The organism is Mesorhizobium sp. WSM4906 (genome assembly GCF_029674625.1).
Lineage (GTDB): Bacteria > Pseudomonadota > Alphaproteobacteria > Rhizobiales > Rhizobiaceae > Mesorhizobium.
On the sequence record NZ_CP121355.1, the window covers coordinates 1,260,725 to 1,284,061 of the forward strand.

Here is a 23,337-nt window from a genome sequence, read left to right on the forward strand (position 1 = left end):
GGAGTGCGTCGAGCACAACGAGGAGATGTAGTTCACGATCTTTGAAAAGCGTGGTCAACCATCCAAAGTGTGGATGCCTTTCATCGAAACAAACGATTTCATCAATGTTCTGGAATCCTGCATGGGCAGAAGCACCTGATGGACACCGATGCCCCCACTGCCTCATGGCGTGGCGAGCGTCTTAAGAAACCGCCCGAAAGGAGATTTTTCATGCGCTCTACCGGGCAGTGGAGTGCTGGGAAAGGGAGTTGCAACTGACCGGCCATGTCAAACTGTCCGACTTCTTCCGAGCCTATGGACAGACCGGGAGACGCGCACGTGTAGCGGCTCACATCGTCATACTGCACCTACGCCACACACCGGCCGGACCTGATCCGGCTTTATGAGCATTGGGCTTTGTCAGTTGCCCAAGCGTGATGGCTTTCGCGACGCGGCGCGCCTCAGGAACTGAGCCGCGTCCAGGTCGAAACGCGGGAAAGAAAGACAGGAAACAGAATGGCCGATCAATTCGCAACGGACGTCATTGCCCTGATCAAGAAACGCGCCGAGTCGGAGAGCGGTGAGGGAATGCCTGCGTCATTCGTCGGCGAGATAACAATCGCCACGGAACTGGACGCGCTCGGGTTCGATTCGCTGGGTTTGGCGGACGTCCTCTGGGATGTGGAGCAGGCCTACGGCATCAAGATCGACATGAACACGGCCGATGCCTGGTCCAATCTCAAGAATGTCGGCGACGTCGTGGAAGCCGTCCGCGGCTTGCTTGCGAAGGAGGCTTGAATGGACAGGCGCGTCGTTATCACCGGAGTGGGCGGCCTGTGCGGACTGGGCACCGACGCCGCCTCTATGTGGAAAGAGATGCGCGAAGGCCGCTCCGCCATCGGCCCGATCGCCAATTCCGAGCTTCATGACCTGGAGGGCATGACCGGCGCTGAGATCAAGGCGCTGCCCCAGCACGACATCGATCGCAAGCAGCTCGTCTCCATGGCCCGCTTCAGCTTGCTCGCCGTGCTTGCAGCGCGCGAAGCCATGCGGCAGGCCGGACTTTCCTGCGACGAGGGGAATGCCCATCGCTTCGGCGCGACAGTGGGCGTCGGCGGCTTGGGCTGGGATGTGATGGAGGAAACTTACCGGGCCCTCCTTTTGGACGGCGCGAGGCGAGTTGGCATCCTCGCTGTACCCAAAACGATGCCAAGCGCCGCCGCCGGCCAGGTGAGCTTGAGCCTCGGCTTGCGCGGGCCGGTCTTCGGGGTGACCTCCGCATGTGCCTCGGCCAACCATGCGATCGCCTCGGCGGTGGACCAGATCAAGCTGGGCCGGGCCGACGTAATGGTTTCCGGAGGCAGCGACGCACCCTTCGCATGGGGCGTGCTGAAAGCATGGGAAGCAATGCGCGTGCTTTCACCCGATACCTGCCGGCCCTTCTCCGCCGATAGGAAGGGCCTGGTGCTGGGCGAGGGTGCGGGCATGGCCGTGCTGGAAAGCTACGAGCATGCCACGAGGCGTGGTGCCACAATTCTTGCCGAGATCGCCGGCGTCGGCCTTTCCGCCGATGCCTTCCACATTGCCGCGCCATCTGTCGAGGGGCCAGCGTCGGCGATGCGCGCCTGCCTTGCCGATGCCGGGCTGAATGCCGAGGACGTCGACTATCTCAACGCGCACGGCACCGGTACCAAGAGCAATGATCAGACTGAAACGGCGGCGATCAAGCGTGTGTTTGGAAACCACGCTTATTCGATGTCCATCTCTTCCACCAAGTCCACGCACGCGCATTGCCTCGGCGCAGCGAGCGCGCTTGAAATGATCGCCTGCGTGATGGCAATCCAAGAGGACGTCGTGCCGCCGACCGCCAACTATCGCGAGCCAGATCCCGCTTGCGACCTCGACATCACACCCAATGTGCCGCGCGAGCGCAAGGTGCGCGTCGCCATGAGCAACGCCTTCGCCATGGGCGGTACGAACGCAGTTCTGGCATTCAGGCAGGTGTAGAAGCCATGCAAGACGCCTCATTCGAGGTCACCTGTCGTATCTAGCTGCTTGAGGGGCGGGGCATTGTGATACAGGGAGGGCTGTGGGGTCCCTCCTTCTCGGCCTCGACGATGTGGGAGGAGCCTGTGCGGCGAAACGGGCTAGACGCCCCCAGGCCCAGAACTTGGGCGAAACCAACTCCCACCAAAGCACAGCCGCTTTAGTAGCCGAACAATGAAGCCTCGCTCGACGAGCCGCCGCCTCTACTGTCAGCGGCATCACGCGGTTGAAGCGAACAGCGCAGCGGCTACTGTTTCCCGCACAACTCGGACGGCAATTGGGACAAGTCCGCACATGTCGTCACGTAAGCTGAACGCCGCAGGTACAGCCAAATTGGGGGCGGGGCGTTTCTGCCGTTTTGATAGAATTCTATCAAACTGACAATTTTCCTTGCACGAATGCAAGGAGAGCTCGATTGACTCCCCTCCTTTCTTGTCAAGGATGGGTTTGCAGGCTGCGGTGCGGCAGAAGCCGGACAGAACGGCGACCGGTCGAGTAAAGGCCTGCGCAAACAAGCGCGCATATTGCGGGCGCCCGCACGGAGGAGAAGACGCTCGTCCTGGTGAAAGACAACGATGCTCAGGCGCCATTGCCATTTGCCGAGGGGGTCCGCGCGCCGGAAATTTCGAAGCAACAAAGGTGAGATCGAGAATGATGATGGCGAAATACAACACAGCTCACCGTCCAGTGCAGTTCTACCGGCGGGTGGCGGAGTGGGATGGGCTGCCAAATGGAACGTAAAAAGATCAGCAAGGAGATGCTTGGCGATAGTCAGGCGCTGCGCAAGCTGCGTGAGCACCTTGTCAAGGTGGCCAAGGCGAAGACTACGGTCCTGTTGCGAGGTGAATCCGGAACCGGCAAGGAGCTGGTTGCCAAAGCCATTCACGAGCTCTCGCCTCGCGCCAAGCAGCCCTTCATCAAGGTCAATTGCGCGGCGCTCACCGAGACGCTTCTGGAATCTGACTTGTTCGGTCATGAGAAGGGTGCCTTCACCGACGCGAGCAGTTTGCGCAAGGGGCGCTTTGAGGCTGCCGACAAAGGCACATTGTTTCTGGACGAGATTGGCGAAATATCAGGTTCGTTCCAGGCTAAGCTGCTGCGTGTCCTGCAGGAGCAGGAGTTTGAGCGCGTCGGCAGCAACCACACCATTAAAGTTGATGTTCGCGTGATTGCCGCAACGAACAGGGACTTGGAAACGGCAGTTCAACGCAAGGAGTTCCGGCAAGACCTCTATTATCGCATCAACGTCGTCACTTTACGCGTGCCGGCATTGCGCGAAAGGCGAGGTGATATTCCGCTCTTGGCCGCTCAGTTTCTCAAGAATTTCAATACTGAGAATGATCACACGCTGACCTTCGCTCCCGAAGCGATTGAGGTGCTAATGAACTGCGAATTTCCAGGTAACATCCGAGAGCTCGAAAACTGCGTTCAACGGACGGCAGTTCTGGCGACGGGTCCATCAATCCTCAGAACTGACTTTGCCTGTTACGCGGATCAGTGCTTGGCCGCGGCGCTGTGGAAGAACGGACAGCCGACGTCAGAGAAGTCGACTACGATCGAGCCTTCCGCCGCCTGTGCCGCCCCGCCCGTCGGCGACGGGCAAGCGCCGATAGGCCCTGCCACGACTCGTGGTAGGGTGCCCGATGCCGATACGGTCATTGCTGCCATGGAAAAGTGTGGCTGGGTGCAGGCAAAGGCGGCGCGCCTGCTCGGTTTGACCCCGCGCCAGATCGGCTACGTGCTGAGAAAACGCGGTATCGAGATCAAGCGTCTCTGAAACAACCCGCCGAGCAAGAGCTGGAGCAGGTCAAGCATTGGTGCTCTGGCGCCGAGCCCATCGGCCAGGCTTACGAAGTGGGTGTGAACAGCGCTGCCAAGATTCCGGCCGTGTGCTTTCTACCACCAGTCGTACTGGGGCTCTGCGACTGACAAACTAAAAAGGAGTAATCCTCTGGCGGGACCTGGTCGATACATTAGCTGATGGCTTACCGCTCGATATCACGCAATCTGAGATGGGCATGAAAGTGAGTTCGACCGCTGGACAGTTGCCGACTTCGTCAGGTATTGGCCCCTGCGACCGGTTGATCTCCGATATCCAAATTCTTGGAAGTTGGTCGAGACGAAACTGTCGCCCCGGCTCGTGACCGACCGCGCGCCCGGCAAGATCGAGTTACAAAGTTGCCGAGGCAGTTTGATGTGCGTTCCTGCATCACTGTACGGGACACGACCTGACGGGAGACTATGATGCGTAGCCAAAAAGAAAAGATGCTCGCAGGCGAGTTTTACAATGCGGCGGATCCGGAGATCCAAGCTGACCTGTTGGCAACCGGGGCTTGGCTCAAGCGGTACAATGATACGCTGGGGCAGACCACGGGGCATTGGCATGAGCTTTTGTCCGAGCGGCTGGGAGAGGTTGGGCGCGGAACGGTCATCCGTCCGCCCTTTTTTTGCGACTACGGATTCAATATCCGCATTGGAGCCAATGCCTACATCAACTTCAACTGCGTTATTCTTGACGTGGTAGAGGTCAAAATCGGGCAAGGAACGGCAATTGGGCCTGCTGTGCAGATTTATACCGCCGATCATCCACATGATGCCGAGCAGCGGCAGGCCGGCCTGCAGGTCGGGCGTCCTGTTCACATTGGCAGCCGTGTCTGGATCGGCGGTGGAGCAATCATTCTGCCTGGCGTCACGATTGGTGATAATGCAGTGGTAGGCGCTGGCTGCGTGGTCACACGAGATGTTCCCGCCGGGGCAAAGGTAGTGGGAATTCCTGCTCGCGTGGCCGACCCACATAAACAGGCATAATCAACCTCGTTGACCCTGGAGGTGCATGCGAACTGTCGAAACTGTGCCGAATTTTTGTCGAAGCCATTGAGCGCTGCATATGTTGTCGCGACTCGGGCGCTTCAGTTCTTTTGCCACGGGGGTCACAAGATCATGTGCGTAATGCCGCCGCAACGTGCTCACGTCCCGCAGCAGCGGACCCTTTCACATGGCCCAACGAATTCAGAGCCTACGTTGTGCTGCCACTAGCATTACTGCTCACGAATGTATTCCCAACTGAGTTTTCGCCCTTGGAGGCAAGCAGCGACTCACCAGCAATCGCCGGCCATTAATCCTGGCTAGCATCGACCCCGACGAGGCGAGCCGCGGCGTTGCGGATCGGCATGTCGATGACCGTGATTGCGCCTTCGGCAAGGAAACGACGTTCGTTTCTGGTCAGCGTAGCCGAATCGATCACCGCAAAATGTGGGCCAGTGGAGCGCTTCATCAGCTGTCTGGCATATGTGCGCAGCATCTGATCGTTGAAGCGGCAGCCCACGAAGAAAAAACCCCGGTTGACGCGCCGTTGCTTCACCGCGTCCGGGATCGGCGTCTGGATATCAATTTCGGTTAGGACTTCGACGTAATCGGAATCAGCCACGAGGAAGTTTGCCGCCGGCCTGACGCTGCCGTGCGGCGCATAGAGCACCGTCCTAGCCACTTGTTCGGCCTCGAGTTCTGTTCCTGACAAATCGTAAGTTCTCGTCCAGATGTTACCGATTCCGGTCGCGCGCGTCGTTCCTTGTATCTCGACAACGTCTGTTTGGCCGGCCTCTGCAAGGGCTGCTCGCATGGCGCCATCGTACCAGCTGTCGATGATGACAGACAGTTGAAGGGTTGCGAGCCAGGCGTGAAGAACGGTCGGCTCGGCGGGGGCTGCGAATATCTCCGCCATCCACGCTTGGAGAGTCCGACGATGTCGGCGCTGCTCGATAAACTGCGCGACCGACCACATATTGGTGCGAATCCTGGAAGGGGCAGGCGCCCGCTTGTTGAGGGCCGCGGCGACATCTTCAGGGGTGCAAGGTACAGGGGATTCCGGTGGGTTAAGCTGCAGAAGACCAGGACCGAGATAGGGGATCACTCGATCGGCCTTGAGAGCGCCGTTCAGCAGGTCAATCAGTTTTTTGGCAAAACTGCCCCGGACGACGACGAGATGGTCCCAGCTCAGCATCGTGTTCATACGCGTTTCCTCTCCGCCACTGAACCCACCGGCATCAGGCCCCGTCGGAAATCTTCATCGCCTCGACGGTGATCGGCAAACGCGTGTCGCGCGGAAGGTCGGGCAGCATGAGCCGCCAACCGTTCCTGAGCGTCACGGTCCCGCCCCATAAGTCAGCGTTCTCAATCTCGGTGATCGGCTCTTCGAGATCCTTCTTGGGGACATAAGCCGACAAGCCAGTAGCGGTCCTGCGAATCATTACTTTCATCCGGCTGTTCCCCCGTTGGAAATGCCTTCAGCTCCGCAGGGAACCTCGACTTTGTCGAGGCTAATGAGTTCGCGCGCTCGCATGCCGACGACCGTGCCACGATCGATCCATTCGACCGCATAGATGAAGAATTGCTGGAGAAAGGTTCCAATGTCGCGCACGTAGCCTTCGTCGCCCTTCCGCACGAGGTTTTCGCCGATCTCCTTGCCGGGATAGGTGCCGTCGTTTTTTATGTGGCGTATCGCACGGACCCGCTCACCCTGCATGAACCGTGGCGGTCTGCCGATTTCGACCTCCTGTTCGCGTCTGGACCACATGCTGTCCATTCCTTTCTCGAGGCTTTTGTTGTGGTCGCGGGTTGCAGGCGTCGTCGTGCGGCGAACCCGACCGTTTCGGTAGGAATCAAGCGGGAACGCAGGTTTTCGGTACCGGACAGACCGACACGCATTGCTGCGTATCGAAGGCCTCCTTGCATTCGGTGCACTTGTTTGGATCGATCACATAGGCGTCGCCCTTGAACTTGATCGCTTCCGAAGGACATTCGAACTCGCAGGCCCCGCATTGGGTACATTGGGATGCGATGATCTTTAAAGCCATTCTAACTCCTGGTTATCGGACGAGACGGCTCAGGCCGTCGCCGCTAGTGGTCTGATCCCAAACTCTGCCGCGTAAAGTGCGCTGACTGCGGTCTCGATGTAGTCATGGCCATAGGCGTCGGTTACGCGCAGTCCAACTCGCGAGAGTTGTTCCTTCGGGCGATTTCCGATCTTGGCGCATAGCACTATGTGTATGCCTTCGAGCGCTGCGATGACGCCCTCGAGGATGGCGTCTTCGCCCCCGCCTCCGAGGCAATACCGCTCGACCTTCCGATGCCCGACCAAGCTGATCCCTCTAGGCGAGACTTCATAAACCTGGAATTCCTTCGCGTGGCCGAAGTGTTCGTTGACCCGTCCACCTCCCTTAGTGGCCACCGCAACCAGAAGCGACTTTTCGGAGTCTGTTGCCTTGACCATACCGATGGCCTCGCTCCTCGCCGCCTCATGATCACGGCGCTCGTGTGCGACCACCTGCCGATAGGCCTGACGCTTGCCAGCATCGTAGGCGACATCGTCGGGAATACCGTCCAGCGTGAATTCCTGGCCACGATCTTCACCGAGCAGGCCGACAGCATCTGCCCGGCACTGCCGGCAGTGGCGCATCAACTTGGCGCCACCTTCAAGTCGATCCTGAAGAGCCATCATCTCCGTTGCCGTTGGGCCGCGCTGCCCGATGAGTCCGTAGTGGGTACCGTGCGCCGGGTCCGAAATCAGAGGCATCACGTTGTGCAGAAACGCGCCCCGCTCCCTGACCATTTTGTTCACCTCAAACAGGTGCTGGTCGTTCACTCCAGGAATCATCACCGAGTTGATTTTGGTGAGGATGCCGCGCGCGCTCAGCATCTCCAGGCCCAGCATCTGCCGCGCGTGCAAGATTCGAGCGGCTTCGATGCCGAAGTAGCGGCGATTTTCATAAAAGATCCATGGATAGATCTTCGCGCCGACTTCCGGGTCGACCATGTTGATGGTGATCGTCACGTGATCAACATTCATTTCGGCAAGCTCGGCGACATGGTCCGGCAGCACGAGCCCATTAGTGGAGACGCACAGCTTTATGTCGGGGATTTCCCTGATGACGCGGTCGAACGTTGCCTTCGTTTTCTCCCAATCGTAACAGGCATCCCCCGGCCCAGCGATGCCAAGAACCGAAAGCTGCGGAACTTTGTTGGCAACGGCGATGACCTTGCGTAGCGCTTGGTCGGGCGTCAACTTCTCAGACACAACACCAGGCCGGCTCTCGTTGGCGCAATCGTATTTGCGATTGCAATAGTTGCACTGGACATTGCAAGCCGGCGCGACCGCCACATGCATACGCGCGAAATAATGATGCGCTTCCTCCGAAAAGCAGGGGTGATCCTTGATCCTTTCCCAAATAGCCGGATCCTCTTCGCCCGGGCTGGTCGGCGACGAGCCGTAGGAAGACGATGCGCAGCCACCGGATTTCGCGGCTGCCAGAAGACCCTCGGATGTCGTGCTAGTCGGCCCCTCAATCGAAACTGTCGGTGAGGACATCAAACGGCTCCGTTGCTGGTAACGTCGCGGTTCAAGGTGCAAGAGCCATACCAACTGAAAAAAGCGGCTTCAGTTCACTATTCGGGTCGATATCGCATTGTGTCAGGCCGGCGCGACACAATTTTGTCCTGCTTGCGACAGTGCAAGTCCAAATCCGTTCAGAAGCACGAAGCACTCCTTGTCGCGCACAGGGCGCGCAAGACCACTGGCCTGACGATTGGCTCATCAGGCTCTTAGAAGTTCCTTCACCTCGATACTATGCCGGCGTATCGCCTAGCCGACTTGTCGCAGCTTGAGGCCGAGAATTCGAGCCGCATTAGCCTGAACCCAGCCGGCCTTCTCCATTGTGTCGATCAGCCGTCACGCTTCGTCCGCCGCGGTCCCAGCCCCCGTCCGGCCGTATCGTTAGAATCGCAAGTGGCCATCTCGTGTTCAGGCGGGCGCCGATGCGCCGAACCGGCATCGTGCTGGCCCGTGAGAGCTCGTCGATGACATTGCCACGTTCCGAAAGATTGGTTCCTTCCAGAGGAGAACGCCAAGCACGCAGTTCTCCGGCTCGCGGACGTTGCCGGGGAAATAGCATTGCGAGATCAGCTCAACTGCCGACGGCGCAAAGCCATGGTTCTCCATATTTCAAGGGTAAGCGCTGTGTCCTTCCAGGAGGACCCGCGATCTGTGGGCCTGCCGATTCTGAGGTGGATCGGAGATCGGCTTGTGTCTGAACTTGAACTTACGATTGACCCTGAGCGGCAGCCTCGGCGTTTTCGAGGGTGATCAACGGCGCTGTTGGTCGGCGGCATTGGTCGATGGACGACAAGGCACGGAGTCATCTCCGAGACCCTGGAGCCGACGCGGTGATCTCGGAGGTTGCCCGGCGCTACGGGCTGCGGCCGCGGCGGAACGCTCGCAAGCTTGCGACGTCGGCAGGACAGGCCACTCCCGCCTAGTGGTTTCGGTGGCGCCACCGGAACGACCCGTTGGGCCTACATCCTTGCACCAGAGCTCAAGGCCACGGCCTGAGAATCGGCCGCCGCTCCCCCTACTTGGTTCCTCAGCCGACAGCGCTAAGAAGGAGAGCAACTTCCGTCGGCGCGAGGATCATTGCGTCGTGGCCAGTGGCGAGTTCCTGCCACGCCCAGCCATCCTGCTTCGCGACCCATTCTCGCGCTCCCGCCATCGGCGGGTGGAGTGGATTAGTGCAGACGACATAGGTTCGGGGTCTGCCGTTGCCGAGCGGGTGCTCGAGCTTAAGTCCGCTTTCGTAGGTGCCTGCCGGATGCGGTGTTATCCGGCGCCGCACCCAGTCCGTGAGCGAGTGTCCCTCGGGAGTGCCGAATGCTGTTGGCGGCGGAGTCGGCATGAAGATACCCCGTCCTTCCTCCGCAACCAATTTTCGACGGGCGGCGACGATGTCGGGGGGCATGGTGCTGAATACACTTTGACCGCTCTCGACGATGGCGCCGTCGAGATAAACGAGATGGCTGATATGGTCGGGTATCCGGTCGGCGGCGCCGGTGATGCTGATGCCGCCTAGACTGTGACCGACAAGGATCACATCGCTCAGCTCTTCCGTTACAATGTGGTTGACGATGTCGGTCACGAATGTGTCGGGCGTGATGTCCTTGCACAGCAAACGTGCGCGTTCGCCGACACCTGTCTGGGTAGGCGTGGTCACGTGGCATCCCATCTTGCGAAGATTGGCGGCGACGTCCCGCCAACACCATCCGCCATGCCAGGCACCATGCACTAGCACATACGTCTTTATCATGGATTGTGCCGTTCCATTTGCTCACCGGCCGTTGTGGCTGCCATCCGGCACGATGGCCGGACATTGTCCAAAGGGGCTCGACCACGTTACCGGTGGTAAGTCCGGCACAGGCGCCCCGTGGCCTGAGGATACCCCTACCAAGTCGAGGAAACTTGAATTGCGAAACCCAATATTCACTAGCTCTTTGCAAGTGGATGGAGAGGCTCATGGTGTGCCGCAGTTGCTCGCTGCCGGCATGCTCTTGGCACCGGCTGATCATCCGAACTTGAACAGGACACCAAAGCCGCCGCGCGGATAGTTCCACTCGATGTCGCCGCCTTTCTCGCACAATATCCGGCAGGTGCCGCATTCCATGCAGCCGTCGGCGGTGATCTCGACTTGACCCTTGTCATTCAACTCATAGCATTTCGCCGGACAGACGTAGGTCAACGCAAGCAAGTTCGCGCTTGGCTTGTCGTGCGGTCGCACTATGATATGGGGGCGGCCGGAATCGACCAGATAGCGGTTCTGGTAAAGTTTGTCCTCGACACGAACCTTCGTCACTGCGATCGTCATCTTGTACCCTCTTCAGCGCCATGCCAATGCCAGGCGGACCGCGTCGCTGACCAACCCCCAGCGCGAGCGCGCGTTGATGAAGGCGGCCGTGGTGTTCTTTTCCTTCTCGATCTTCGGCGTGCCGTCGACACGCATGAAGGTCTGAGCGGCATGCGACATCAACCGCGGATAGCTGTCAAAAAAGTTGCTGGAATTGGTGTGGAGTAAGGCTGGCATGTCCTTGTATTTCTTAAGATCCTTGATCACAAAGGAGTCATCCAGCATCGTCTTGTAGAGCGCAAGGTTCGCTTTGGTCATAGGACCGTTGCGGCTTTTGACTTTGATGATCGCCTCAGCCGCGACACGACCCGAGGTCATGGCAAGGTTCGAACCCTCACGGTGAATGGCATTGTTCAGTTGCGCTGCGTCGCCGACGATGACCCAACCGTCGCCGAATAGCTGCGGAATGGCCCTGTAACCACCTTCGGGGATAAGATGGGCGGCATATTCTTTCACCTCCGAGCCAGCGATCAGCGGCCGGATCGAAGGATGGTTTTTCATCGCATCCAGGAGGGCGGACGGGCTCTCCATCGTCGCGGCGAAATCCGAGACCAGGCAGCCGATGCCGAGTGAAATCGACTCCTTATTGGTGTAAAGGAAGCCGAGCCCGGCCATGCTGCGAGAGATCGTGCCCACGGCCTCGATTACGCAGCCTTCATCGCCCTTCACCCCGAACCGCTGGCCAATGACCTCTTCGGGCAAGAAATGCATTTCCTTGACGGCAATCGCCACGGTCTCCGGCTTCGGCATCTCGCGCAGGCCTGCGCGAGTGCCAAGCAATCCCGACACCCCTTCTGCGAGAACGACCACATTCGCGAAGACCACTCCGCCAGCCCGGTCTGTGCGGACGCCGATCACCTTGCCATTGCCATCACGGACGAGTTCCGTCGCGGTCGTCTCACACAGGACCGTCGCGCCAGCCTCGCGCACCTTGCGGGAAAACCATTTGTCGAACTGGGCGCGGATGATCGTGTAGCGGTTGGGTTTCGCCTCATTGAAGTCGTCCGACCGGTAATGAATTCCGGTGTGAGACGTGTCGTCCATCACCCAAAGTCGCTGTTCGACCAGGTGCCGCTCGAGGGGCGCATCATCCCGGAAGTCCGGGATGATCTTCTCCAGCATGTTCGCGTACATTATGGCACCCTGGACGTTCTTAGAGCCCGGATATTCCCCGCGCTCCAACTGCAGGACCTTCAGCCCCTGGCTTGCCAAAGTGTAAGCAGCTGCGTTTCCAGACATGCCGGCTCCGACCACAATGGCATCGAATTGTTCAATCATGTCCTCTCCCTCAACTCGCAAGCTTGTCTCGACTGTGCGGCGACAGCCGCCGGGTGAAGGCTTCCGTCAGTGCGGGCAGGAAGCGGATTGCATCCGTGACGATCCCGAGGTGGGCGAACTCGAAAATCGGCGCGTTCGGATCGGTGTTGATCGCGACGATGAGATCGGCCCCCTCGACCCCAACTCGGTGCTGGATGGCGCCGGAAATTCCGGCCGCGATGTAAAGCTTCGGTCGAATGGTCTTGCCAGTTTGTCCAATCTGTCGATCAGCCGGCATCCAGCCCTTCTGGACCAAGGGGCGCGAACAGCCATGCTCGGCGCCGATCGCTCGGGCAAGATTCTTCACAAGCTGAAGGTTCTCCGCCGCTCCGAGACCGAGGCCTCCCGCAACCACGACATCCGCATAGGCAAGATTTGCCATTGCCGACTGGTTATCCGGTAGGAAGCCGAGGACTTTGGTGACGATATCGTCCTCAACGAGCGACAGCTTGTGCCGCATGACACGCCCGACCGGCTTATCCACCCGTTGCGGCATAGGCATGACCCTTGGTCGCACCGTCGCCATTTGCGGCCGGTAATTTAGTGTATAGATCGTACACAACAATGAGCCACCAAAAGTCGGACGGGTCGCGGCGAGTGAACCGTCGGAATCTACATCAAGTTCGGTGCAGTCGGCCGTGAGCCCCGTCTGCAGGGTCGTCGCTACCGAGCCTGCAAGATCCCTGCCCAGTGTGGTCGCGCCGAGAAGGAGGATTTCGGGTTTATGGGTATTGACCAGATCCGTGAGCGCCTTGGCGAACGGCTCGTTCCGGTAGTCGGCGAGCGGCGGCGCATCGACGATGTAGACAAGATCCGCCCCGTAAGCGAAGGCCTCGGCAACAGCGTCCTCGACCATCTCGCCCGGCGGTCCCAGCACGACGCCCGCGAGCTGGACTTCAAGCTTGTCGGCTAATTTGCGGCCTTCGCCCAGCAGTTCGAATGATACAGGATGCACATTGCCGCGTTCGAGCTCGAGGAAGACCCACACGTGCCGGTAGTCTTTGAAACGGTCGGGAAGTTCTTTCTTTACACCGGCACGGCCGGGGGCAATGCGAGGGGTAGTTTGGCTTGCGGTCGACATTTTCTGCTCCTGGCCGTCACGTGCCGCTGTTGAAGGCCAGCTCATGTTCCAGCGCCGGCCGGCGGGTTAAGATATCGGCGATGAGTTCATCGGCTATGTCCTGCAAGCCCCTTTCCGCGGTGTCGATCTGCGCCGCCCTTTCTGCCCGTGCGGTGGGGGCGAAAACACGCTTGACGACTGTAGGCGAGCCACGCAGACCGCACCGGGTGAGATCGTCAATGCCGGCGTCGGCTGCAGTCCACTTCACGACTTGGCTGCGCGCCGCGCACAGAGCCTGCTGGAGCGAGCCCCGGCGGATTTCGTTGGTGTCTTCCAGCATGGTAATGAGGCAAGGGAGTCTGCTCTTCAGCAACTGGGTGCCGCCTTCGGCGCGACGAGCGACTTCGATCTCTCGCGTATCGAGATCGATGGAGGCAATCTTCGCGACATAGGTAAGTTGCGATAAATCTAGGCGCTTGGCTATGCCCGGTCCGACCTGGGCGGTATCGCCGTCAATCGTCTGCTTGCCGGTGAAGACGATGTCCGGCCTGCCGAAAGTCTCCCCAATTTTTGCGATTGCTTGCGAAAGAGCAAAGGAAGTCGCCAGCGTATCGGATCCGGCAAAATAGCGGTCCGTCAAGAGAACTGCTCGGTCAGCACCGTAACCGAGCGCCTTTCGCAGCGAGTCCTCCGCCATGGGCGGACCCATTGTGAGCACAGTAACCTCGCCACCATGAACGTCGCGCAGTTTGAGCGCTTCTTCGAGGGCGAACAGGTCGTAAGGATTGATGATGGTCGGAACACCCTGACGCATGATCGTGTTCGTCACCGGGTGCACGCGGATCTGTGCCGAATCCGGCACCTGCTTGATGCAGACTACGATATGCATTGGCGGTTTCTCTAAGCTCCCAGTCCGGATTCGTGCTTGGCGGTTCACCTCATTGCCTGCATCGTTCATGCCAAGTCGTCTTCCTGCCTCTATTCCAGAAGGTGGCTTCGTTTGCTTCCGAGGAGGCGTCATGAGGACTGGATTTGTCGACTTCTCGACATTGTCGCGTCGCAGCCGTGTCGGGCTCATTACTTTCCGAACCGCTTCAGTGCAGAGTCGAGCGGGACGAAGGCGCGGCCAGGTGCGGGACATATGTTTGGATCGTGGTCCCTTAGCACCTTGAACACACGTTGCGTGAGCGGCGAGGAAGTCGCGAAATCTTCGTAGGCGCGTTCCAGCTTGGCGCGCACCCGCGCGGCGATTACCTGGTTAGGCAGACCGGAGAAATCTTCTTCGGCAAGGTATTGGCCCACGCGCTTCATGATATGGAGCCGCGAGACATTCATCACTTTCGGGTCGTAGGAGACGTCAAGGCAGGCGAAGAAGTCCTCCGCGGCCGACAGGCCCTTCAGTCGCGCTAGGATATCGGTGCGATCGATCGGGCGGCTATCAGCGGAGCAGTTCATTGTATTCTCCCGGCGCGAAATTGTGGTGTCGATGCATTGGTGACATTGCTGACGGCGTGCCGACCTCTGGCACGGCGGCTGGGCAAGAGACTTGGCGATCTCAAGCTTTTCTGAAGTGGTGAAGGCGACCCCGAGTTTAACTGCTCTCCTTGCGCAGGGTCGTCACGTTGAGGAAGACCTCACGGCTCGTCGGCTATTGTGCCGCTCGGACCCGGGCCGGAATGAAGCTGTTCTGCACCTCGCCCGCACAGTCCAGCACTGGGAACGGCCCGTAGCTTCTCGGTGATCGCAGGCAGGACCTCAAGCACGCGGTCTACGTCATCTTCGCCGTTGTCACGCGACAAGGAGAAGCGGACTGCCCCACATGCCGCGTTCATAGCGATCAGAACATGGCTCGGTTCCAGTGAGCCAGAGGCACAGGCGGACCCGGCGGAACAGGCGATTCCCAGCCGGCTCAGGACAATTGGAATTGCATCGCCTTCGATACCTTCGAATCCAATGTTTGCAGTGTTTGGCAATCGCTCTTGCGGATCGCCGTTGATGGATGTGTTTGGGATGCGCTGGATGATCCCGTTCTCAAGGCGGTCGCGCAACCATTTTATTCGTTTTGTCTCGTCCATGAATTTCAAGGCGAGTTCGGCCGCCATGCCCAGTCCGACTATGCCGGGTGTGTTTTCAGTGCCTGCACGCCGGTCGCGCTCTTGGTGCCCACCCTTGATCATGGAGGAGAAGCGCACGCCACGTCTTACATAAAGCGCGCCTATCCCCTTTGGACCATGCAGCTTGTGGGCGGAGAGCGACAGCATGTCGATCGCGGTCGATTTCAGCTCAATCGGAAGCCTTCCGACCGCCTGCACTGCATCAGTGTGGAAAAGCGCGCCGACTTCCCTGGCTAGATCGGCAAGCTTAACCACGGGAAAGATCGTACCGGTCTCATTGTTCGCCCACATTATCGAGACGATTGCCACTTGTGGGGTGAGGGCGGTTCTGTAGGCGTCCAGGTCGAGCCGGCCGTAGTGATCGACTGGGATAATGTGCACCTTGACGCCGCGCGTCTTCTCAAGGTGCGCGCACAACTTCAGAACGGCCGGATGTTCAACCGCGGAAGTCACTATTTCCGTTCGGTCGGGCATCACCTCCAGCGCCGAAAGGATGGCTGTACTGTCGCTTTCAGTCCCGCCCGAGGTGAAGATGATCTCGTCCTCGAATCCCGCGCCGATGAGGGCTTGCAACTGTTGCCTCGCCTTTCTCACGGCTTCAGCAACCGATGCGCCATAGGCGTGCATGGACGAATGATTGCCAAATTGCTCCGTAAAGAAAGGCAACATCGCTCCAACGACTGCAGGATCAACCCGCGTCGTTGCGTTGTTGTCGAGATAGACAGGGTTCATGGGAGTGATCCTTCAACTGCTGAAATGATTCAAGGGTAGTCGGGCCATTGAACCTCTGGCGCATATCGTATCTGGTAAGGTGGGCGGCCGGGGGAGCGATGGCTTGGCTGACCGGTCGCTGTCGACATTGCCCTTTGGTGGCGGCATCCGCCGGGAATTCAGCTGTTTCGGGCAATTTTGTTTGCTTGCCCACGGCAACGATCGATGATCGCGATTTGGTGCATCACCGAACGCAATTGTTCCGGGCCGACAGTGCGTGTCGGCCGGTTCCAGAGCGCCGGCGGTTACCGGTTCGACGCAGTATTCCTTGGCGTCGCTATAGTCGAACATAGCCTGTTCCCTCGCAATCATTTGCAGGACTTGCCGCAGCCGCACGTCTCACGCGCATTGGGGTTATCGAAAACAAAGCCGGATGTTTCGAGCCCAGTGACGAAGTCCACGGTCATGCCGGCGGCATGGGGTTGGGAGCCTCTATCCATGAACACCTTGAGCCCATCTCGCTCGATGATCGCATCGCCCTCACGTGAGACGCTCTCCAGGCCCATTGAGTATTGGAAGCCGGCGCAGCCGCCGGCATGGACCATGATGCGAAATCCTTCCGCCGGCTCGCTGGCGCGGTAAAGAGCGGCCTTGATGGCGGCAACAGCGTTGTCGGTGAGCGTAATCATGGCTCGATTTCTCCTCGGTCCGGCGTTTTCGTGGATCATCTCGCATGGACCGTGCCAAAGGGAAGACGTGTCAAAAACCGTAGGACATCCCGACGTCTCTTATGCTCGATTGCTGGGGAGACGTCCGACAACCGACACTTACTGTCGGGTTTGTCGCGTCCGCGTCACAGGAAGGGCGCCTGAGTTCGCGATGCACTCACGCGTAAAGCAATGAACAGAGCCAAAGATGTTCAGAGCTTGCCGCGGAGCAACTGGCACGATTTTTGTGAAGCCTTCGTTGCGGCGGCAAAATTGCCGGCCGATTCACCTTTGGGTTGCCCTCGCAATCGAAGAACGAAGGAAAGCAATATGATCCATCAGACCCGCCTTGGTGGGAAAGCAGCACCGCCGGTGGTACCCGAATGCTCGATCGGCCGATTGGCGCCGACCACCCAACAATCGCTCGCTACCGGCGATTGGCCGCTGACCGCCCGGAGACAGGATTCGACTGGCATGTGCCTGACGATCGATCGCGTCCGCCGTGCACATCCCTGAGGCCCGTTTTTCGATCGATCGTCAAAAGAAGAACGGGGCAGGGGTAAAAACATGGATCAGCGCAAGAAGCGGTCGCCCAACGAAATCCGGCGTGCGTGGGAAGTCTGTCCGAACATTCCCGCGCGTGATTTCGCCGCCCAATTGGCCATTTCGGAAGCGGAACTGGTCGCGGCCCATTGCGGTTTCGGCGCGGCACGCATCGACCCGCGCGTCAATCACCTTCTGACGGGCCTCGAATTCGTGGGCGAAGTGACGGCGCTGACCCGCAATCAAGGTGCCGTGCACGAAAAGATTGGCGTCTTCAACAGAGTGATAACCGGCAACAATCACGCCATGGTCCTTGGTGACGAATTCGACCTTCGCGTCTTCCCGCAGGCTTGGAGGTATGGTTTCGCTGTTGAAAGGCGCCATCGCGGCGGAATCCAGCGCAGTTTGCAATTCTTCGACGCCGCCGGCGCAGCAGTGCATAAGGTGCATCTCAGGCCGGTCTCCAACCTTCATGCCTATCGAAAGCTGGTGGCCGAGCTCGTATCCGCCAACCAGGAGCCGACCATGTCGCTTAAGGCGAGAGTAGCCGACCTGGGCGCGAGGACTGCGGACTGGGCCGGCACGGTGGACGACCTACGCGAGTACTGGAGCCGGCTGACTGACGTCAACCTTCTAAAGACGCTCAAGCTCAGCCGCTGCCAGGCTTTGCGCATGGTCGGCCAGGATTACGCTTGGCTGCTCGACAATGCCGCAGTTGGCGCCGTGCTCCAGCGTGCGGCCGAAGACGAATTGCCGATCATGTGCTTCGTCGGCAACCGAGGTTCTATCCAGACCCATTCCGGCTTAATCAAGTCGGTCAAGCAGATCGGGCCGTGCATCCATGTGCTGGACGAAACGTTCCGGCTGCATCTCAGGACCCACCAAATCCGTGAGGTTTGGGCCGTGCGCAAGCCGACCAATGACAGTCACGTCACCTCGCTCGAAGCATATGGGTCCGACGGCAAGATCATCATCCAGTTGTTCGGTGCGCGCAAGGAAGGCGAACGCGAGCGCGACGACTGGCGGGTTCTGGCGGAAAACCTGCCTCGTTTCCCCGACAGCTACATGAGAAAAGACCGATCGTCGTCGGTGGGACGCCGGCGCCCATCTGCCTCCGCAGCCAGTAGCCGGGCATTGAAGCCGAGACCGGGGACACGATGACGCAATAAGCGCGCTGTATTATCGCAACGCGATGAGCAGGAAGCAATTTGGCGCTGCCCCATCGACCGCATGGTTACGACGAAGCCGCGGCCTTTGGGCCGAGCTCAGAGGTGACAATAGCGTGAACGCCGCCGACCGTCACTCCCCACCAGGCGGTCAGGTTTTGCGGTTCGGGCCGAGCAAAAATACTGTCAAGACAGCGAGGAACGTGGCAACCGCGCTGTAGACAAAGACACTGGCAATACCCGTGTGATCCACCAATAGGCCACCGCAAGTTGTGCCGGCTGCGATGGCCACTTGGAAGGTTATGACCATCAGTACACCAGCGCTCTCGGCCTGTTTCGGAGCGGCGCGTAGCACCATCCATGTCTGCAATCCGACCGGGACCGCGCCAAAAGCAAAGCCCCATACGGCAACTGCAATTGCCGAGGTCAAGGCCGATGCTCTCATGGTCAGGAGCGAGACAGCGGCTACGGCAATGAGCAGGGGCGGCAGGGCCGCGACCGCCTTGAGACTGTGTTTGGTGAGGAATGCGCCGGCTAAATTGCCGAAGACGCCGGCCGTGCCAAAAGCAAGGAACACGAGCGGGATTGACTTCTTGTCGAGCGCAGGAACGCTCTCGAGAAAGGCGCGGATGTAGGCGAAGCTGGCAAAATGGCCGGAAGCGACCAATAGCACGACTAGCACCGCAACCTTCATCGCCGGATTCTTCGCGACATCCAGCGGACTGCGGAATCTGCGCACTTCGATCGGAGGCAGTGGCGGAATGGTTACGAGTTGCACGAGCAGCGCAACGGCACTCACGATTGCGGCGACCTTGAACGAGGCTCGCCATCCCCAAATGTCACCGACATAAGCGCCGATTGGAGCCGCGCAGACGGAGGCGACAGAAACGCCGGTGAGGATGACCGACATGGCGCGCGGCATGAGGTGACTTGGAACCAGCCGCATCGCCAACGCTGCCGAAATTGACCAAAAACCACCAAGCGATATGCCAAGGACGACGCGTGCCGCCAGCAAAACCGGCAGCGACCCCGCAACCTCCGCCAGAACGTTCGACAGGATCAGCAGGAGCGTCATCGCCCAGATGACGACCCTGCGGTCCAGACGCTTTGTCACGATGGCGATTATCGGTGCCGAGATCGCCGCGACGATTGCGGCCGCTGTTAGCGCCTGTCCAGCCGTGCCCGTGGTGATACGGAGATCATGCGCGAGCGGTGTCAGAACGCTGGCGGGCAGAAACTCTGCCGTCACAAGCCCGAAGGTGCCGAAGGAAAGCGAAATGATGGCACCCCATGCAGGGCCAGAACGTTGATAGGGACTTTCTGGGTCAAGCCGATCTCGGTCGAACAAAGCCGCGTCCACTAAATCTGTCGCCGATTCGGTCATGAATGAGTTCTCCGGCTAGGAGCTGTTGCAGCAGGGGTGGCTACATCGCCGGGGATCAAAGCCGCGAGACCTTCCGGCGGCGGCCAGTCGGCATCAGTCGAGGCCTCGGAGCCCGACGCATCCGAGGCCTCATCGGAGGGCCGACGGACCCAACCGTCGACAATGCGGGAGAGTTCTCGGCGCGGTCGCATCGATCGCATTCGTCGAAGTGCGGTCTGTTCACTGCGAACCAAGCAAGCCGAACGCGGTGTCCTCGATCGAGGCCTTGATGGGGGGATGATCGACGATCTCTATATTGCTTTGAAGCAGGAAGTTCCGTCGCCATATGTGGTTATCCTGGCAGCCAGAATTGAGCGGTTGTCGCAAGCACCAAGGCGGTCGCAATGAGTGCAACGAGGCGGAAGTCTGATCGATGGCTGCGGTTCGATGGCCGCGCGATCGACAAAATTGAGGTGATGAGTTATCCCTTTTGAAGCCGTTGCTCCCAATTCTGGGATAAGGTAATTGCAGGCGGTCCCAGCAACGTCGGGCGGCCTTTTTGGTGATCGAATTCATGGGACGACACTCTCGGTCCGTGACGCATCTGCGAATGACTCCGCAAGTTCCGTGCCATCAACGACAAATCTGGCTCTGCTGAGCGGGTGGTGGAGGCACGAGCGTGGGCTATCCCAAGAGCTTGCCGCAAGGTTGTTCGAAGTTGAGGTGCCGGATAGACCGCAAATATGTCGGGCGGCCTGGGGTTGGCCAACACGAAGATGCGCAAGTTCAAAAGGACGAGCTGAACCCTTGCCGATATCCATCCGAGGCTGATCTGGAGAAGGTCAAGAACTGCGTCTTGAAGGCTTCCGCCGCACCGGCAAATGCTAAGCCAAGGTGCTGGGCAAGATGGACAGGGCCATCCAACCCGTCGACTGGACGCTCATTAATGGCGTCGGTGTGGCTCTGTAGCTGGCGAGAAAAACGCCCTGCTGAAAGACAAAAGCTCGTGTGGCCGGCTCTGAAGGACGGCCAATGAGGCATGCGAGGAGAGGCTATAGTCCATTCGTGTAGACTGATCTTGTCCTACGGAGGCGGCTAACCACCCCGCCAGACATCATCGAGGGGAGCGCCACTAGGCTCACCCCAAGTGTTGGTCGTTTCCACCTGGTGACCTCGGCCAAGTCACCAAGCCGCTTAGCGCAAGCTTTCGAACTGGATGCTCCCCGGGCACATGATCGGCTAGCGATCCCACCAGTTGAGTTGCTCCAAGTCGCTGTCTAGCATTCTACATTCTGTGTCCGACGCTGGACAAGAATGTTGCAATCCCGACCAGCAAGTCAGCGCAGGCGCCACCTGTTGCCCAGCAAACGGCAAGGATTATCGAAAGACGAATTCGGCACGGAGCTTGCACCGACGATTGCATGCAAATGCCGACAGCATCTCATGAACGGTCTCTCGATTCTGGCGCGGTTAAATCGCGGCCGGTTCCAGATCATGTCCCGCCCGAAATGGTGAGGGACTTCAACCTGTTTACGTCGCCCGGCATGTTGCCGACGGCTAACGGGGATCCGCATGCAGCGGTTGCTTGCGTTCATGCCGGGCCTCCGATCTTTTATTCAACCAGCAACACGCGCGACGGTCGGGGTACCTGGGTCATCACTCGCGCGAGCGACCAGCGCCGGGTGCTGCAGGACACCGAAACGTTTTCCAGCCATCGCAGCATCTTCGCCTCTGTGCTCGGCGAGAGCTGGCCGATGATCCCGCTTGAGCTCGATCCGCCATTCCACGGTGTTTTTCGCTCACTGCTCAATCCGCTGCTTTCGCCAAAGCGGGTAATGGCATTGGAGCCGGCTGTCCGGGAACGAGCGATCAAGCTGATCGACAGGATCGCCGCATCAGGCACGAGCTGCGACATCATGAAGGATTTTGCAGTTCCGTTCGCGGTCAATATCTTCCTTCGCTTTATTGGGCTTTCGGACAACGGACTAGAAACATTTGTCGGCTGGGCTAGAGATCTGCTCCACGGCGATAAGGAGCAACGACCACCCGCAGCCCGGACGATCGTGGCCTTCATCGACGAACTTGCCACCGAGCGCCGCAAGGAGCCGGTCGATGATTTCATGACCTTCATCGTGAAGGCAAAGGTCGAGGGTCGTCTGCTCAGTGACGAAGAAGTCCGTGGCATCGGCGTGCTTGTGTTCGTCGCGGGACTCGACACGGTCTCAGCAGCCATATGCTTCGACTTGGCCCATCTCGCGCGCAACCCCAAAGATCAGGAATTGCTACGAAGCGAACCTGACCGGATTGCCGTCGCTGCGGAAGAATTGCTGCGCGCCTATTCGACCATTCAGATGATCCGAGTGGCAACGAAGGATGTCGACTTCAAAGGCGCGCCGATCCGCAAGGGAGATTATGTTTCCTGTGCCACGATGATTGCCAATCGTGACCCGGCGGAATTCGAATGCCCGAATGAGATCGATCTGGCGCGCGAGGACAACCGGCACGCTGCCTTTGGCTATGGTCCCCATCGTTGTCTTGGCTCACACCTTGCCCGGCGGGAGATTGTCATTGGCCTGGAGGAGTGGCTGGCGCGCATCCCAGCCTTTCGGATCAAGACAGGGACTGAACCTATCACCTTCGGCGGCCATGTGTTCGGGATCGAGAATCTGATCCTGGAATGGTCCTGAAGTTTCAGCCAACGACATTGGAGTTCGCTATGCGTGTCGTCGTACATAAAGCCAGATGCCAGGGTCATGCGCGCTGCTGGGCGCGGGCGCCGAGAGTCTTCAAGCTTGATGACGCCGGCTACATCTTGCCCGGTGATATTGATGTTGCCGATGGGGAGCAACTGCTTGCCTCAAAAGGGGTACGAGCCTGCCCCGAACAAGCTCTGGAAGTTGACGAGCCCCCCGCTAACTCAGTTGTAGAGAGAGACACACGCAAAGTGCAGACTGGCATCGGGAAGGACAAAACAATCATACAATTCGCGACAGACCCTGTCGACCACGCGAAAATTACCGAACTGCGTGACCGAGAGGCGATCCGCAACTGCCTGTATCGGTACTGCCGCGGGATAGACCGCGCCGATGAGGCGGCGCTGCGTAGCGCATACTGGCCCGAAGCGTATGACAGGCACGGTCCCTATTGCGGACCGGCAGAGGACTTCATCCAATTTGCTCTCGGTCTGCCGGGGCACCGTAACATCCATCAAATCACGAACAGCCTGATCGACTTCATCAGTTCAGCAGAGGCCGCGGTCGAGAGCTATTTCACCGCGCTGCAACGCGGACCGGATACAGACCAAGAAATACGTCAGACGCTGCTTTGCGGCCGTTACTGCGATCTGTTTCAGAAGAGGCAGGACGAGTGGCGAATTGCGGAACGGACAGTCGTCTACGATTGGGTTGAGGAGCAAATCCCGCCAGCGATTCTTGAGGCAGATAGGTTCGGCCGGCGACAGCCGATTGGAGCACCACATCCAGACGATCCCATCTACCAGTTGCTCAAGGGTCACATCCCCACCGACCAAGATGGCGTCGAGGGTCCCCAACTGGGAGCTGCATAAGTGGGTAGGAATGGAGGATGAGCGCCCTACGGGAACGACA

Annotated in this window: 21 protein-coding genes and 3 pseudogenes; 9 read left to right on the top strand and 15 right to left on the bottom strand. The window is 59.2% G+C overall.

Annotated elements, in window-relative coordinates; genetic code table 11:
• Positions 1-495 precede the first annotated feature (495 nt).
• The 4 genes and pseudogenes from QAZ22_RS05965 to QAZ22_RS05980 all read left to right on the top strand — a co-directional run bounded on the left by QAZ22_RS05965 (position 496) and on the right by QAZ22_RS05980 (position 4,833).
• On the top strand, positions 496-777 hold the full coding sequence (locus QAZ22_RS05965; protein ID WP_029356603.1) for an acyl carrier protein: 282 nt from the start codon (positions 496-498) through the stop codon (positions 775-777).
• Complete coding sequence (locus QAZ22_RS05970; protein ID WP_063169394.1) at positions 778-1,986, top strand: beta-ketoacyl-[acyl-carrier-protein] synthase family protein; 1,209 nt, start codon at positions 778-780, stop codon at positions 1,984-1,986.
• A gap of 772 nt (positions 1,987-2,758) precedes the next feature.
• Positions 2,759-3,802 (top strand): annotated as a pseudogene (gene nifA, locus QAZ22_RS05975) (nif-specific transcriptional activator NifA); the annotation flags it as partial.
• A 464-nt stretch (positions 3,803-4,266) separates the two neighbouring features.
• Complete coding sequence (locus tag QAZ22_RS05980) at positions 4,267-4,833, top strand: sugar O-acetyltransferase (RefSeq protein ID WP_024505228.1); 567 nt, start codon at positions 4,267-4,269, stop codon at positions 4,831-4,833.
• A 307-nt stretch (positions 4,834-5,140) separates the two neighbouring features.
• Here QAZ22_RS05980 and QAZ22_RS05985 read toward each other — a convergent pair whose 3' ends face one another.
• The 14 genes and pseudogenes from QAZ22_RS05985 to QAZ22_RS06050 all read right to left on the bottom strand — a co-directional run bounded on the left by QAZ22_RS05985 (position 5,141) and on the right by QAZ22_RS06050 (position 16,642).
• Complete coding sequence (locus QAZ22_RS05985) at positions 5,141-6,034, bottom strand: SIR2 family protein (RefSeq protein ID WP_024505229.1); 894 nt, start codon at positions 6,032-6,034, stop codon at positions 5,141-5,143.
• Between the two features lie 34 nt (positions 6,035-6,068).
• Positions 6,069-6,281 carry a putative nitrogen fixation protein NifT gene (gene nifT / locus QAZ22_RS05990; RefSeq protein WP_024505230.1) on the bottom strand — a complete coding sequence of 71 codons (213 nt, stop codon included), beginning with the start codon at positions 6,279-6,281 and terminating at the stop codon, positions 6,069-6,071.
• Positions 6,278-6,598 (bottom strand): nitrogen fixation protein NifZ, encoded by a 321-nt coding sequence (locus tag QAZ22_RS05995; RefSeq protein WP_024505231.1) that lies wholly within the window; start codon positions 6,596-6,598, stop codon positions 6,278-6,280. Before QAZ22_RS05995 ends, nifT begins: the two co-directional genes overlap by 4 nt.
• A gap of 85 nt (positions 6,599-6,683) precedes the next feature.
• Positions 6,684-6,878 (bottom strand): 4Fe-4S binding protein, encoded by a 195-nt coding sequence (locus QAZ22_RS06000; protein ID WP_024505232.1) that lies wholly within the window; start codon positions 6,876-6,878, stop codon positions 6,684-6,686.
• Positions 6,879-6,907: 29 nt separating this feature from the next.
• Positions 6,908-8,389 carry a nitrogenase cofactor biosynthesis protein NifB gene (nifB, locus tag QAZ22_RS06005; protein ID WP_063169393.1) on the bottom strand — a complete coding sequence of 494 codons (1,482 nt, stop codon included), beginning with the start codon at positions 8,387-8,389 and terminating at the stop codon, positions 6,908-6,910.
• 273 nt (positions 8,390-8,662) lie between these two features.
• Positions 8,663-8,749: pseudogene (locus tag QAZ22_RS06010) on the bottom strand (helix-turn-helix domain-containing protein); the annotation flags it as partial.
• 691 nt (positions 8,750-9,440) lie between these two features.
• On the bottom strand, positions 9,441-10,157 hold the full coding sequence (locus QAZ22_RS06015; protein WP_063169392.1) for an alpha/beta fold hydrolase: 717 nt from the start codon (positions 10,155-10,157) through the stop codon (positions 9,441-9,443).
• Between the two features lie 255 nt (positions 10,158-10,412).
• Positions 10,413-10,712, bottom strand: coding sequence for a ferredoxin family protein (locus QAZ22_RS06020; protein WP_024505235.1), 300 nt, complete (start codon positions 10,710-10,712; stop codon positions 10,413-10,415).
• 12 nt (positions 10,713-10,724) lie between these two features.
• Positions 10,725-12,029 (bottom strand): FAD-binding protein, encoded by a 1,305-nt coding sequence (locus QAZ22_RS06025; RefSeq protein WP_063169391.1) that lies wholly within the window; start codon positions 12,027-12,029, stop codon positions 10,725-10,727.
• A gap of 10 nt (positions 12,030-12,039) precedes the next feature.
• A complete protein-coding gene (locus QAZ22_RS06030; RefSeq protein ID WP_024505237.1) occupies positions 12,040-13,149 on the bottom strand; it encodes an electron transfer flavoprotein subunit alpha/FixB family protein in 1,110 nt (369 codons plus the stop codon).
• A 16-nt stretch (positions 13,150-13,165) separates the two neighbouring features.
• On the bottom strand, positions 13,166-14,017 hold the full coding sequence (locus QAZ22_RS06035; protein WP_063169390.1) for an electron transfer flavoprotein subunit beta/FixA family protein: 852 nt from the start codon (positions 14,015-14,017) through the stop codon (positions 13,166-13,168).
• A gap of 188 nt (positions 14,018-14,205) precedes the next feature.
• Entirely contained in the window at positions 14,206-14,583 is a 378-nt protein-coding gene (gene nifW, locus QAZ22_RS06040) for a nitrogenase stabilizing/protective protein NifW (protein WP_063169389.1), read from the bottom strand.
• A 179-nt stretch (positions 14,584-14,762) separates the two neighbouring features.
• A complete protein-coding gene (nifS, locus tag QAZ22_RS06045) occupies positions 14,763-15,974 on the bottom strand; it encodes a cysteine desulfurase NifS (RefSeq protein ID WP_063169388.1) in 1,212 nt (403 codons plus the stop codon).
• A gap of 347 nt (positions 15,975-16,321) precedes the next feature.
• A complete protein-coding gene (locus tag QAZ22_RS06050) occupies positions 16,322-16,642 on the bottom strand; it encodes an iron-sulfur cluster assembly accessory protein (RefSeq protein ID WP_029356570.1) in 321 nt (106 codons plus the stop codon).
• Between the two features lie 210 nt (positions 16,643-16,852).
• Between QAZ22_RS06050 and QAZ22_RS06055 the strand changes: the two genes are divergently transcribed.
• Positions 16,853-17,176 carry a hypothetical protein gene (locus QAZ22_RS06055; protein WP_126066777.1) on the top strand — a complete coding sequence of 108 codons (324 nt, stop codon included), beginning with the start codon at positions 16,853-16,855 and terminating at the stop codon, positions 17,174-17,176.
• Between the two features lie 51 nt (positions 17,177-17,227).
• Positions 17,228-18,364, top strand: a complete 1,137-nt coding sequence (locus tag QAZ22_RS06060) for a ChuX/HutX family heme-like substrate-binding protein (protein WP_082826587.1) — start codon at positions 17,228-17,230, stop codon at positions 18,362-18,364.
• Positions 18,365-18,520: 156 nt separating this feature from the next.
• Here QAZ22_RS06060 and QAZ22_RS06065 read toward each other — a convergent pair whose 3' ends face one another.
• Positions 18,521-19,753, bottom strand: a complete 1,233-nt coding sequence (locus tag QAZ22_RS06065) for an MFS transporter (protein WP_063169386.1) — start codon at positions 19,751-19,753, stop codon at positions 18,521-18,523.
• Positions 19,754-21,240: 1,487 nt separating this feature from the next.
• On the opposite strand from QAZ22_RS06065, the gene QAZ22_RS06070 reads away from it, so the two are divergent.
• The 3 genes and pseudogenes from QAZ22_RS06070 (at position 21,241) to QAZ22_RS06080 (ending at position 23,297) form a co-directional block, all read left to right on the top strand.
• Complete coding sequence (locus QAZ22_RS06070; RefSeq protein WP_063169385.1) at positions 21,241-22,419, top strand: cytochrome P450; 1,179 nt, start codon at positions 21,241-21,243, stop codon at positions 22,417-22,419.
• A gap of 29 nt (positions 22,420-22,448) precedes the next feature.
• Positions 22,449-22,571 (top strand): annotated as a pseudogene (locus QAZ22_RS06075) (ferredoxin); the annotation flags it as partial.
• A gap of 138 nt (positions 22,572-22,709) precedes the next feature.
• Positions 22,710-23,297, top strand: coding sequence for a nuclear transport factor 2 family protein (locus QAZ22_RS06080; RefSeq protein WP_050580531.1), 588 nt, complete (start codon positions 22,710-22,712; stop codon positions 23,295-23,297).
• The last annotated feature ends 40 nt before the right edge of the window (positions 23,298-23,337 follow it).